The 13,661-nt window shown below is 52.2% G+C and carries 12 protein-coding genes; 2 read left to right on the plus strand and 10 right to left on the minus strand.

Annotation, left to right across the window (positions count from 1 at the left end; all coding sequences use genetic code 11):
* Nucleotides 1-16 precede the first annotated feature (16 nt).
* From WFN61_RS16470 to rlmE, 8 genes are all read right to left on the minus strand, one after another.
* Entirely contained in the window at nt 17-1,471 is a 1,455-nt protein-coding gene (locus tag WFN61_RS16470) for a type II and III secretion system protein (RefSeq protein WP_257758915.1), read from the minus strand.
* 15 nt (nt 1,472-1,486) lie between these two features.
* Entirely contained in the window at nt 1,487-1,849 is a 363-nt protein-coding gene (locus tag WFN61_RS16475; protein ID WP_257758914.1) for a toxin co-regulated pilus biosynthesis Q family protein, read from the minus strand.
* 32 nt (nt 1,850-1,881) lie between these two features.
* Nucleotides 1,882-3,795, minus strand: coding sequence for a type II secretion system protein (locus WFN61_RS16480; protein WP_337038951.1), 1,914 nt, complete (start codon nt 3,793-3,795; stop codon nt 1,882-1,884).
* A gap of 67 nt (nt 3,796-3,862) precedes the next feature.
* A complete protein-coding gene (locus WFN61_RS16485; protein WP_144817481.1) occupies nt 3,863-4,576 on the minus strand; it encodes a type IV pilus major pilin in 714 nt (237 codons plus the stop codon).
* A gap of 158 nt (nt 4,577-4,734) precedes the next feature.
* Entirely contained in the window at nt 4,735-6,072 is a 1,338-nt protein-coding gene (glmM, locus tag WFN61_RS16490; RefSeq protein ID WP_337038952.1) for a phosphoglucosamine mutase, read from the minus strand.
* Nucleotides 6,065-6,913, minus strand: a complete 849-nt coding sequence (gene folP / locus WFN61_RS16495) for a dihydropteroate synthase (RefSeq protein WP_144817479.1) — start codon at nt 6,911-6,913, stop codon at nt 6,065-6,067. The genes glmM and folP overlap by 8 nt, the downstream gene beginning before the upstream one ends.
* A gap of 131 nt (nt 6,914-7,044) precedes the next feature.
* Nucleotides 7,045-8,955 carry an ATP-dependent zinc metalloprotease FtsH gene (gene ftsH / locus WFN61_RS16500; RefSeq protein WP_042390103.1) on the minus strand — a complete coding sequence of 637 codons (1,911 nt, stop codon included), beginning with the start codon at nt 8,953-8,955 and terminating at the stop codon, nt 7,045-7,047.
* A gap of 102 nt (nt 8,956-9,057) precedes the next feature.
* Nucleotides 9,058-9,684 (minus strand): 23S rRNA (uridine(2552)-2'-O)-methyltransferase RlmE, encoded by a 627-nt coding sequence (gene rlmE, locus WFN61_RS16505; RefSeq protein ID WP_042390101.1) that lies wholly within the window; start codon nt 9,682-9,684, stop codon nt 9,058-9,060.
* A 126-nt stretch (nt 9,685-9,810) separates the two neighbouring features.
* Between rlmE and yhbY the strand changes: the two genes are divergently transcribed.
* Nucleotides 9,811-10,104, plus strand: a complete 294-nt coding sequence (gene yhbY / locus WFN61_RS16510) for a ribosome assembly RNA-binding protein YhbY (RefSeq protein WP_042390674.1) — start codon at nt 9,811-9,813, stop codon at nt 10,102-10,104.
* Nucleotides 10,105-10,258: 154 nt separating this feature from the next.
* Here yhbY and greA read toward each other — a convergent pair whose 3' ends face one another.
* The gene (greA, locus tag WFN61_RS16515; RefSeq protein ID WP_042390099.1) at nt 10,259-10,735 is read right to left on the minus strand and encodes a transcription elongation factor GreA; all 477 of its coding nucleotides are present in this window, start codon (nt 10,733-10,735) and stop codon (nt 10,259-10,261) included.
* A gap of 248 nt (nt 10,736-10,983) precedes the next feature.
* Here greA and dacB point away from each other — a divergent pair, with 248 nt between their 5' ends.
* On the plus strand, nt 10,984-12,417 hold the full coding sequence (dacB, locus tag WFN61_RS16520; protein ID WP_222889471.1) for a serine-type D-Ala-D-Ala carboxypeptidase: 1,434 nt from the start codon (nt 10,984-10,986) through the stop codon (nt 12,415-12,417).
* Between the two features lie 61 nt (nt 12,418-12,478).
* Here dacB and cgtA read toward each other — a convergent pair whose 3' ends face one another.
* Complete coding sequence (gene cgtA, locus WFN61_RS16525; RefSeq protein WP_144817477.1) at nt 12,479-13,648, minus strand: Obg family GTPase CgtA; 1,170 nt, start codon at nt 13,646-13,648, stop codon at nt 12,479-12,481.
* Nucleotides 13,649-13,661: the final 13 nt, after the last annotated feature.

A 13,661-nucleotide genomic window follows, 5' to 3' on the forward strand; every position in this document is an offset into this window, starting at 1 on the left:
CGTCTATTCCTCTTCATTAGCGAGAGGTAATCGGCTGACGGTAGTAGTCAACGCCAATAACCATGACGACCGTTGCCGAAGCATCATTACTGTTATCATTGACCCCCAGCACCTGGTACTGTAAGCCGCCGTTTTCATCCTTCATATCGTACTTCGCCACCATAAGCAGATCGCCGGGCATGATAATCGATGAATTAAAAGACTCCGTGGTGCTTACGGAAGGCAGCTGCACGTCATCGTACTCTTCAATGCCCTCGAGATAGCGCTTAGTGAACCCGCTAACGACCTCTATACGCCCGTCAGAGAGCACGCGGGGTGTAATAATAAAACTGGTACCGGTAATGATGGAGTCGGTTTCCACATCGACATTCTCTTCGCCGTTGTCATCCACGGTGCGCGTTCGGCTGGAGACGTAGTTCTGCGACCGCGTCATGTTTAGCGGTACCGGCATATTGTTGCGGGTAATAAATGAACCGCTTTGCAGGGAGCGGCTGCCGGTGAGCTTGTAGAGTGCATCCAGCCCACTATTAATATTAACGTTGCTGTTTTTCCAGCCAACAGAGACACCACCGGTTAAGGAGTCAAGAATTGATGAGTTAATTTTTATCGCGCTTGTATCATCGTCAAATGAAAAACCCAGCCCGGCTTCCAGCTGTTTTACCTTGGCTTTATCGAGGGTGAAAATTTTGTAGGTCAGGATAAACTGCCGGCTGTTATCCGCTTTGTATTTATTCAGCGCTTTACTCAGCGCTTCATACTCAGAAGGGCGTGAGTTAACCATGAGGATTGATGTGTCTTTAAACAGATTGTAGTTCCCGGAAGTGACATAGTTTTTAGCCATATCCTCGACGTCGTCCCAGAAGGATGATTCAAACTTAGTCTCTGTTTTGCCGGTTAAACCACCGTTGGTCGTCGCCTCGTTACCGGAGAGATCAAGAGTCGTTTCCGACTTGTTGTTCTCGCCGTAGAAGTCCAGTTTGATAACGTAGGTTTCATATACATTTATTTTTAATATGTTATTGCCGTCGAGTTTGGGACTAACGTCATACAGGGAAGCGATATAGCGCATAAACTCTTCAAAGGTACCGTCAAACTTTACGCTATGAGGCCTATCCCAGCCGCTGGCCGTCCCGTCCGCTTTAGTATCGCCCATCGCTTTATCATTGATGCGATAGCTGATCCCCGTCTGAGCAGCAACCGCATCCAGAATAATAGCAAGGGTGGCTGGCTCGTAGGATGAAATTTTGACGTGTTTACTTAGCAGCTTCTGTTGCTCAACGCTGTACTCAACCTTATGACCTAAAAAAGCAGTATCATATTTAATATAGGGTTTTGCTTTAGATGCGTCCTGAGTCGTGGTATCAGAAAACGTTTTTTTTACACTCTCATCGGTATCGAATTTCTTTTCAAAATCTCCGACGCAGCCCTGCGCCAGTAGCGCCAGCAGTAAAGCTCCCATTTTGATTTTCATAATATGTCCGTATAATTACATTTCATCGATGACAATGACGCGGTTCTTTTCATACTTCTTCACTACCAGTCCATAATTTTCGGAAAAGAAGAGTTCCCCTAGCGCCTGTAAAATATCGTCGTCGGTTTTTCCTGTCAGCGTAATGTCGTTATAGACCAGGTAGTCCTTTTTGCTGTTCCAGAAAAGCTTATAACCATTGCCTGCAACCCAGGCTTTAACACCCTGGCTTAACAATTCATTTTCACGGATTACCATCGAATGGCCTACTGTTGGATCCGGATTATTAAATGGGTTTTTGGCTTCCTGCGCAGCGAATGCATTTAGAGGCATACACGCTATAAAAAAGAGCGAGAGCAATAAACGGCTTGTATAACGCATATCTATTCCTTTAAGAACGTGTTCTGACTAGACTATTGATACTGGAATGAATCTAAGAGATCGGCAGGCGTGCCCGGCTGGGGTACCGTGCTGCACCAGCGGCTAACGGTATAGGAGACTGAATAGGGGTCTACCACATTTACTCCCTCACCGGTATCGCCATCAAACATGCCTAGCATTGAACTAATAATCCAGATGTATTTTGAATTATTATAGATAACATGATCGCCTTTATTACGTCCAGGCCCTAGCACTCGAGGTGAGTCTTCAAAATTTTGTTCGGTAAACTCAACCTGAGCAGTTATACCTGCTAATTGTCCAATTGTACTTTTTGTCAAGCTACTTCTGGTTAAACTAGGGTCGGCATATACGTAACCCCCAGTACTATACGCCCGATAAGCAGAAACTGAGGATATGGCAACGCTCAAACGAGGAAATAACTTTCGCAAAACTTTTATCTGCCGCGGTTTGTTATCAGCATCCATCAATGCTTCTCCATTAGAATCCCGTAAGGTAATGATCTGTTCTACACGAGGGCAAGTTTGTACCGGATAGCGCACGTTAGCTGTATCGTTAATAGTATTATTAATTTCCCCATCGTTATAAGCAGGTTTATTATCTTTTCCTTTTTCCATCGGAGAGCTGTTCATGCCGCCATGCGTAATATAATCCGTGACTGTCGGAGTAACTAATTCAAATGCATCATAAGTATAAGGCACATAATGATAGAGGCTATGATCATCATAAGAATGAGTGACTGTCGAATTTCCTGTTATTTCATTAACATGAAATTCGCCGATAAAAGGTTGTGATTGCCGATCCAAATACTGATAAAACTCAGGGTTACCTTCGGAATCCGTGACAAGATCGCCGCCATAGCTGCGCTGGAAGATATAGACCCTGCGTGCGGTATTCTCCATGACCAGGTTAGCCTGCAGGGTGCCGAGCTTTTGATCGCCACTCGTGTTACCTGCGTCTTTCATATTCAGCGACAGCAGCGTGTCCTCACCGTGCGTTCCGGTTCCGGTGCGCTGTTCGTAACACATCTCTACCTGGCTGTTGGACGCGTTCCAGCACATGTTGCTACCGCCACCGCTGGCGGCAGTACCGCTGTCGTTATCATTTAAATCAAAGGTAAAACGAACGCCAAACGCGCCGGAAGTATAGCCTTTTAAGGAGTTGATATTACTGGCTACCGAGCCAAACTCAACGGGTGTTTTTCCATCGTCATTTTTCGTCACCAACCGCCAGTTGGTATTGGATGAGTCCCGATGCACTACCCATGCGTGCGAAGGCATATTCCCCATATCCGCCAGCGCCTGCGTCAGAGCGGGTTGAAAACGCGCAAACTCCAGCAGGCGGTCGCTGCTGTCGGCGTTAAATTCAACGATCGCATCGATCTGATTGATGCTGCTCTGCCGGCTTTCCAGATCGCTGCCGCGAAAGCCAATTCGATCAATATGCGCTACGCTATTTTTAGCCGCATCGCTCATCCAGCAAGGAAGATACTCCTTTTCAAAGGCATAGCTGGATTTCGGCGTTTTGATGTTGCAATTACTACTAATAAAGCGATAGCGCTGTTGCTGGCTGGCATCGTTGCCGTCACCCCACAGGTAGTATTCATCTTTATTGCCGGTATCGATATCTTCGATGCTGCTGCTCAGGCGTAGCTGATAATCTGCATCTGGCGTGTCGGTATTATAAAGCGGGTTGATTATCTCCTCAGTGTCATCCGCCCCGCGCTCTTTGACTGTAACGTCAGCATCCCTGACAAAATTAATAACGCCTCTCATCTCCTGTACCAGCGCAGCAGAAATATTTCGCTGAGACGAACGATCTGCCTGCTTGCGGACATACCGGGTATACATAGTCAGAAGCCCACCCGCAATGGCCATGACGATGATAATTTCCAGTAATGAGAATCCGCCGTCCCTGCGTTTAATCATTAACAAACTCCAGATACTATGGAAAAAATATCCGCCCTAAAGCGGATATTACAGGTCTATTTAATAATTACTTACTACCGAAAACGATACCGTTATTCGCGCCACCAATATTACAGGTTGCATCGTTGACGATATCTGTACTGTTAATATCTTCCGCAACGGAGAGGGATTTCAGTACGCTACCTACTTTTTTAGCAGTATCCAGCTCAGTTCCATTCAGCTGTGCTGATGCATCCTCGCCGGCCGGCGCAGAGATAATACCAACATAGTCCCACTGGTTCCCCATCTGCGAGAGAAGGTTTCGGCATGTCTGCTGGTCAAGGCCGCTAATGAGAATCACAAAGCCTTTGTGTACGCTGCTAGCAGAGTCAACCAGCGCCTGGCCAATCTGGAAAGCATCGCCTGAAATACCGTTAAACGATTCAGAGGGAGAGATTTTACCCAGTTTATTTAGCGTAACGATAGGTGCGAGGTCGGTCGATGTCGCAATATTGCCTTTGGTCAGCGTTACCGCCGTTGTGGTAGCAGGCGGATATTCGCCTTCATCCTGAAACGCCTCAGCCATTGAGGTCCGAATGGTGTTGGTATTGTTCTGAATATCTGAAATATCCTGGGCGGTAAAGGCCCGCTGCGCTAATACCACTACACCCGCAGCAATCACGCCGATAATGCCAAGAACAATAATAATTTCTAGCAGCGTAACGCCGCGCTGCTTTCTTAATAATAGTGCCGCGGCACTGTCTATTCTATTATTGTTGACGCCTAACAATCCCGTTTTCATAACCCTTCCTTAAATATGTACCATCTTTCACATGGGATAATGCAACCAATGGAATTAATTAGTAATGTAATCACACTATTCTAAATAATTATTAACGCATTAAGAAGGGTATTATTGCCTTTATGCCACTCCAAAATTGGAGTGGCATAATTATAACATTAGGCTTGTTTTACCGCGTCGGCGATACGGTGTGCATATTCAGTGACCTGGGCTTCGTTCTCGCCCTCTACCATAACGCGAATCAGCGGCTCGGTGCCGGATTTACGCAGCAGCACACGTCCGCGGCTACCCAGCGCCGCTTCAACCTCTGCCGTCACGGATTTCACAGTTTCGTGTTCCAGCGGGTCGCCAGTACCTGCGGTAAAGCGCACGTTAATGAGGATCTGCGGGAAGAGCTTCATGCCGCTGCAGAGATCGTGCAGGGTCATGTTGTTACGCACCATGGCAGCAACAACCTGCAGGCCTGCAACGATACCGTCCCCGGTGGTGGTTTTATCCAGCAGAATGATGTGTCCGGAGTTCTCTGCGCCAATACGCCAGCCCTTCTCCTGCAGCTTCTCCAGCACGTAGCGGTCGCCGACCTTAGCGCGGGCAAAAGGAATACCCAGCTGCTTCAGCGCCAGCTCCAGACCCATGTTGCTCATCAGCGTACCAACCGCACCGCCGCGAAGCTGCCCCTGACGCAGGCCTTCGCGCGCAATGATGTAGAGGATCTGATCCCCATCAACCTTGTTGCCTTCATGATCAACCATGATGACGCGGTCACCGTCGCCGTCAAAGGCGATACCGAGATCGGCCTTCTCAGCCAGCACGCGAGCCTGCAGCGCGCGTACGTCAGTAGCACCTACCTCTTCGTTGATGTTGACGCCGTTCGGCTCGCAGCCGAGGGTGATAACATCCGCACCCAGCTCACGGAAGACGCTAGGGGCAATGTGGTAGGTCGCGCCATGGGCACAGTCGACAACAATTTTCAGCGCTTTCAGGCTTAGCTCGTTCGGGAAGGTGCCTTTACAGAACTCGATGTAGCGTCCGGCCGCGTCCACGATGCGGCTGGCTTTACCCAGCAGCGCGGAGTCAACGCAGCTGATCTCTTTTTCCAGCTCGGCTTCAATGGCCTCTTCTACCTCATCCGGCAGTTTGGTTCCGTCGGTTGAGAAGAACTTAATGCCGTTATCGTAGAACGGATTATGGGAGGCCGAGATAACAATCCCTGCTTCAGCGCGGAATGCACGGGTCAGGTACGCTACCGCAGGCGTTGGCATCGGTCCGGTGAAAGAGGCAGAGATACCGGCAGCGGCCAGGCCGGCTTCCAGCGCAGACTCCAGCATATAGCCAGAGATACGCGTGTCCTTACCGATAATGATTTTGCGCGAGCCATGACGCGCCAGAACTTTACCTGCTGCCCAGCCCAGCTTAAGGACGAAATCAGGCGTGATAGGCGCATCACCGACGCGCCCACGAATACCGTCTGTACCAAAATATTTGCGACTACTCATAGCGTTTGTTTTCCTTCGCTGATAGCGTGGCCTCGACCACCCGCATGGCTTCTGTTGTCTCTTTCACGTCGTGGACGCGAATTATGTGCGCTCCCTGCATGGCCGCTATCGTTGCGCACGCCAGACTGCCGCTCAGGCGCTCTGATGGGCCAACGTTGAGCAGCTGACCAATCATCGATTTACGGGACATGCCGACCAGCAGCGGTAGACCAAAATGGTGAAACTCTGCCAGGCGAGCAAGAAGCGCGTAGTTATGGGAGAGATTCTTACCGAAACCGAAGCCGGGGTCGAGTACCAATTTATCCTTTGTAATACCTGCTTTCTCACACCTTGCTATCTGCTCGTGGAAATAACGGTCAACGTCGGCAAACACATCGGCATATTTCGGTGCATCCTGCATGGTCTTCGGATCGCCCTGCATATGCATCAGGCAGACCGGCAGACCGGTTTCCGCCGCTGCCTCCAGCGCGCCAGGCTCGCTCAGGGATCGGATGTCGTTAATCAGATGCGCGCCTACGCGGGCAATCTCCCGAATAACCTCCGGCTTAGAGGTATCTACCGAGATCCACACCTCAAAACGCTGCGCCAGCGCCTCTACCACCGGCACTACGCGGGAGAGCTCTTCATCAACGCTCACCTCAGCCGCGCCCGGCCGGGTTGACTCGCCGCCGACGTCGATAATGGTGGCCCCGGCGTTAATCATCAGGTTGGCATGTTTAACCGCGTCGATCAGCGTATTGTGCGCACCGCCGTCAGAAAAGGAGTCGGGGGTAACGTTGAGGATCCCCATAACGTGCGGATGAGAGAGATCGAGCGTGGTTCCCTGAGCGAAGAGTTTCATAAAGCATCCCTTGTACTGTGTGGGTGATAGATAAGAAAAAACCCCGGAGCACACCCCGGGGTTTTAAATAGTGCTAACGCAGATACCGCATGAGCGTATTTGTCGCCAAACTGCTCAGCGCCAAACCAGACTTACATCGTGTTGCCTGGATTGGGCGTACGCGGTTCATCAACCGGACGCGGCGCACGCGGCGTGCCATTACTGTCAGAACTGTTTGAGCCAGGATCTTCCCAGCCCGCTGGCGGACGCACATCGCGACGGGCCATCAGGTCATCAATCTGCGGAGCGTCGATGGTCTCATACTTCATGAGCGCATCTTTCATTGAATGCAGGATGTCCATGTTATCGTTCAGGATCTGGCGAGCGCGGTTGTAGTTACGCTCAATCAGCAGCTTCACTTCCTGGTCGATAATACGTGCCGTTTCATCGGACATGTGTTTCGCTTTCGCCACGCTGCGGCCCAGGAACACCTCACCCTCTTCCTCTGCATACAGCAGCGGACCGAGTTTGTCAGAGAAGCCCCACTGAGTCACCATGTTACGTGCCAGGTTAGTCGCCACTTTAATGTCGTTGGACGCCCCGGTAGAAACATGTTCCACGCCGTAGATGATCTCTTCTGCCAGACGACCGCCGTACAGCGTGGAGATCTGGCTTTCCAGTTTCTGACGGCTGGCGCTAATCGCATCGCCTTCAGGCAGGAAGAAGGTCACACCCAGCGCACGGCCGCGCGGAATAATCGTCACTTTGTGTACCGGATCGTGTTCTGGTACCAGGCGACCGATGATCGCGTGGCCCGCTTCGTGATACGCGGTCGACTCTTTCTGCGCTTCGGTCATCACCATGGAGCGACGTTCCGCACCCATCATGATCTTGTCTTTCGCTTTCTCAAACTCAACCATAGAGACAACGCGTTTGTTGCCGCGGGCAGCAAACAGTGCCGCTTCGTTGACCAGGTTAGCGAGATCCGCACCGGAGAAGCCTGGGGTACCGCGAGCAATGATTGCCGCATCGATATCCGGCGCCAGCGGTACGCGGCGCATGTGCACCTTCAGGATCTGCTCACGGCCACGCACGTCTGGCAGACCGACCACAACCTGACGGTCGAAACGGCCTGGACGCAGCAGCGCCGGGTCAAGCACGTCCGGACGGTTCGTCGCGGCGATCACGATAATGCCTTCGTTGCCTTCAAAGCCATCCATCTCAACCAGCATCTGGTTCAGGGTCTGCTCACGTTCATCATGACCACCGCCCAGGCCTGCGCCACGCTGGCGGCCCACGGCGTCGATCTCATCGATAAAGATGATGCACGGTGCCGCTTTCTTGGCCTGTTCGAACATGTCACGCACACGAGATGCACCGACACCTACGAACATTTCCACGAAGTCAGAACCGGAAATGGTAAAGAAGGGAACCTTCGCTTCACCGGCAATCGCTTTTGCCAGCAGGGTTTTACCGGTACCTGGAGGGCCGACCATTAAGACGCCTTTCGGGATCTTACCGCCCAGCTTCTGGAAGCGGCTCGGTTCACGCAGGTATTCAACCAGCTCACCCACCTCTTCTTTGGCTTCGTCGCAGCCGGCAACGTCAGCAAAGGTAGTTTTGATCTGATCTTCGGTCAGCATACGCGCCTTGCTCTTGCCGAACGACATGGCACCTTTGCCACCGCCGCCCTGCATCTGGCGCATAAAGAATATCCAGACGCCGATTAACAGCAGCATCGGGAACCACGAAATGAAGATTGAAGCCAGCAGGCTTGGCTCTTCCGGCGGCTCGCCAACTACTTTGACGTTTTTCGTCAGCAGGTTATCAAGCAGTTTCGGATCGTTAACCGGGATGTAAGTCGTGTAACGGTTACTATCTTTCTTGGTAACGTTGATCTCACGTCCGTTGATACGCGCTTCGCGAACCTGGTCCTGATTGACCTCTTGCAGGAAGGTAGAGTAATCCACCTTACGCCCGTTCGACTCGCTGGGCCCAAAGCTCTGGAATACTGACATCAGCACAACGGCAATGACCAGCCAGAGTATTAGGTTTTTCGCCATGTCACTCAAGGGATTAACCTCATATTACAACTGTGTTAAAAACAGCGTCAGGATACTCGGTATCCCGTCTCCTTCAAACCTGGGTTTGATATCAACGGTTTATCATTTTCGCCCGGTCGCTACAATGTACACTTCACGTGAACGCGCACGCGAAGAGTCAGGTTTACGCACTTTTACCTTCGTAAACAGAGAGCGAATTTCTCTAAGATACTCATCAAAACCTTCGCCCTGAAACACCTTCACAACAAAATTTCCGCCCGGTGCGAGAACGTCGCGGCACATCTGCAGCGCCAGCTCCACCAGATACATAGCGCGGGGGATATCCACTGCCGGTGTTCCGCTCATGTTGGGGGCCATGTCGGACATGACCACCTGAACTTTTTCGTCGCCGACGCGTTCCAACAGCGCCTTAACCACTAATTCATCACGAAAATCGCCCTGAAGGAAGTCGACACCAACGATGGGATCCATAGGAAGAAGATCGCATGCGATGATCCGCCCTTTGCCACCGATCTGCGTGACCACATACTGTGACCAGCCACCCGGCGCAGCGCCCAGATCGACAACCGTCATGCCTGGCTTAAAAAGCTTGTCACTTTGCTGTATTTCATCAAGTTTAAACCAGGCGCGGGAACGTAACCCTTTTTTCTGCGCCTGCTGCACATATTTATCGCTAAAGTGTTCCTGAAGCCAGCGGCTTGAGCTGGCAGAACGCTTTTTACCTGTCATCTCTATTTCCAACGTTGTTCATCGTGAGTAGCAGGCTATCAACTATCAGCACAGCCGATTTGGCGATACACTGGAGATGGCGGTAGAATGAACCGTTTTCAATCCCAACGTAAGCAAAAATATACGATGAATCTGAGTACTAAACAAAAACAGCACCTTAAAGGTCTGGCACATCCGCTCAAGCCGGTAGTTATGCTTGGCAACAATGGTTTGACCGAAGGGGTACTGGCCGAGATTGAACAAGCGCTAGAGCACCATGAGCTTATCAAGGTCAAGATCGCTACCGAAGACCGCGAAACTAAGACGCTGATCGTGGAAGCGATTGTTCGTGAAACCGGCGCCTCTAACGTACAGGTCATCGGTAAAACGCTGGTGCTGTACCGCCCATCGAAGGAGCGTAAAATTTCGCTGCCACGCTAAGAATATCCTGGATAGAACACAAAATCTGTGTAAAACGAGGGGTTTTCCGCAAGCTGACAAGCAAAATGCCACGCTCTTGACGTTGTTAAAAGGCCGCTATGCGGCCTTTTTCTTATCTTTACATTACGTCAACATATTACAGGTTGGTGCGTAATTAAAGATATTCTACCTTGAGGATCTCATACTCCACTTCGCCACCCGGGGTGCGGATAACGACGACATCATCCTGCTCTTTCCCTACCAGTCCGCGTGCGATCGGTGAATTTACGGAGATCAGATTCTGCTTAAAATCCGCCTCATCATCACCCACGATGCGGTAGGTCTGCTCTTCATCGTTATCGAGATTCAGCACGGTAACGGTTGAACCAAAAATCACGCGGCCATTGTTAGGCATTTTTGTGATGTCGATCACCTGTGCATTGGAGAGCTTGGCCTCAATGTCTTTGATACGACCTTCACAGAACCCCTGCTGCTCGCGGGCAGCATGGTACTCCGCATTCTCTTTCAGGTCGCCGTGCTCGCGGGCATCGGCAATCGCAGCGATGATTTCAGGACGACGCACGGATTTCAGAAAATCCAGCTCTTCGCGTAATTTTTCAGCACCACGTAAGGTCATCGGAATAGCTTGCATTGTTATACCTCTTAAACATTCCTGTAGGGAGCGGTGGCCCCGCCCCGGTAGCTTTGCCCCTGCATACCGCGCAAAAGAAGGGGTCAAAAAGCAAAAAGAAAACCGACCCGGAGACAAAGCTCCAGGTCAGCAGCAATTTTTCAATTTGATACGCATTTTACCCGGAAGTTCCTTATGGGTCATCGTTTACTTTCCGGTGCGATGCACCGTAGTATGACGGCCTGTTTCCAGGTTTCTAGCGCGAGATTATGCGATTTTCCAGATATGTCATCGGATTGACCACCAGTATAGCGTTGAATGTGCAGGCCGCGAACGTTGATGAGTACATTAACCAGCTTCCTGCTGGCGCAAACCTCGCCCTGATGGTGCAGAAGGTAGGCGCTCAGGCTCCTGATATTGATTACCACAGTCAGCAGATGGCCCTGCCCGCCAGTACCCAAAAGGTGATCACCGCGCTGGCCGCCCTGCTGCAGCTAGGGCCAGATTTCCGTTTTACCACCACGCTTGAGAGTAAAGGCAGCGTTGCGAACGGGGTGCTAAAAGGGGACTTAGTAGCGCGATTTGGCGGCGATCCGACGCTAAAGCGACAGGATATCCGCAATATGGTGGCAGTGCTGAAAAAAGCCGGCGTCCAGCAGATTGAGGGCAATGTGCTGATCGACACCTCGGTGTTTGCCAGCCACGATAAAGCTCCCGGCTGGCCGTGGAATGACATGACCCAGTGCTTCAGTGCGCCCCCCGCCGCCGCGATTATCGATCGTAACTGCTTCTCGGTGTCGCTCTATAGCGCCCAGAAAGCGAACGATCTGGCGTTTATCCGCATCGCCTCCTACTACCCTGTTACCATGTTCAGCCAGGTGCGTACGCTGGCGAAAGGCTCTCCTGATGCCCAGTACTGCGAACTGGACGTCGTCCCGGGCGATCTTAACCGCTTTACGCTCACCGGCTGCCTGACCCAGCGCGCCGATCCGCTGCCGCTGGCCTTTGCGATACAGGACGGGGCGAGCTACGCCGGGGCGGTGCTGAAGGACGAGCTTAAACAGGCTGGTATAACCTATAGCGGGACGCTGCTGCGCCAGACGCTGGTTAACGAGCCGGGAACGGTGATTGCCAGCAAGCAGTCCGCGCCGCTGCACGATCTCTTGAAAATTATGCTGAAAAAGTCGGACAACATGATCGCCGATACCGTGTTTCGCACCATCGGCCATGCGCGCTTTGGCGTGCCGGGGACGTGGCGTGCGGGAGCGGATGCCGTGCGGCAGATCCTGCGCCAGCAGGCGGGCGTTGAGCTGGGTAACAGCATTGTGGTGGATGGCTCCGGCCTGTCGCGCCATAACCTGATCTCCCCTGCCACCATGATGCAGGTGCTGCAATATATCGCCCAGCATGATACCGAGCTGAACTTCATCTCGATGCTGCCGCTGGCAGGCTATGACGGCTCGTTACAGTACCGTGCCGGTCTGCATGCGGCAGGCGTAGACGGTAAGGTGTCGGCGAAGACAGGCTCCCTGCAGGGGGTGTATAACCTGGCGGGCTTTATTACCACCGCCAGCGGCCAGCGTATGGCCTTTGTGCAGTATCTCTCCGGCTATGCGGTAGAGCCTGCCGACCAGCGCAACCGTCGTATCCCGCTGGTGCGTTTTGAGAGCCGGTTGTACAAAGACGTTTACCAGAATAATTAATTCGGCTACGTGCACAAACAAAAACCCCGGCTTATGGCCGGGGTTTTTCGTTTTTACTGCATTAACGCTTGTAGATGAACTCTATACCTTCGTCGTCCTCTTCATCCCAGTCGTCATCTTCATCGTCCTCTTCCACTTCAGCATCTTCAAGCTGCTGGCGGTGGTAGTCATCCCACATGAATTCGACTTTTTCAGGCTGCTTCGCCTCTTCAGCCTGAACCAGCGGGTTCTCGATGATGAAGGTCATGACGTCCCAGCAGAGGTCTTTTACGCCCTGCTGGCTGGCCGCAGAGATAAGATAGTGCTTATCTTCCCAGCCCAGCGCTTTCGCAATCGCCGCGGCCTTCTCTTCGGCCTCAGCTTTATCCATCAGGTCGATCTTGTTGAAGACCAGCCAGCGTGGCTTAGCGGCCAGCTTCTCGCTGTACTTCTCCAGCTCGCCGGTGATGATGCGCGCGTTCTCAACCGGATCGGAACCGTCGATCGGATCGATGTCGATCAGGTGCAGCAGGACACGACAGCGCTCAAGGTGTTTCAGGAAGCGAATACCCAGCCCTGCACCCTCTGCCGCGCCTTCAATCAGGCCCGGAATGTCGGCAACCACAAAGCTCTTTTCGGTATCCATACGCACTACACCGAGGCTTGGCACCAGGGTGGTAAACGGATAGTCCGCCACCTTCGGCTTCGCTGCGGAGACGGCGCGGATGAACGTCGATTTACCGGCGTTAGGCATGCCCAGCATTCCGACGTCGGCCAGCAGCATCAGCTCCAGCTGCAGATCGCGCTTATCGCCCGGCGTACCCATGGTTTTCTGTCGCGGCGTACGGTTAACAGAGGATTTAAAGCGCGTGTTACCCAGGCCGTGCCAGCCGCCTTTAGCGACCATCAGACGCTGACCGTGTTTGGTCATATCGCCCATGGTCTCGCCCGTACCCTGGTCAATAATGCGCGTTCCTACCGGTACCTTAACGGTGACATCTTTACCGCGCTTGCCGGTACAGTCACGGCTCTGGCCGTTCTGCCCACGCTCGGCGCGGAAAGACTTCTCAAAGCGGTAGTCGATCAGGGTGTTGAGGTTCTCGTCCGCTTCCAGCCAGACATCGCCACCGTCACCACCGTCGCCGCCGTCAGGGCCGCCGCGTGGAATATATTTTTCACGACGAAAGCTTACGCAGCCGTTACCGCCGTCACCTGCCACGACCAGAATCGTAGCTTCATCAACAAACTTCATTTTACTCTCCGTT

Source organism: Pseudescherichia sp. AS216 (assembly GCF_037152055.1).
Taxonomy (GTDB): domain Bacteria; phylum Pseudomonadota; class Gammaproteobacteria; order Enterobacterales; family Enterobacteriaceae; genus Pseudescherichia.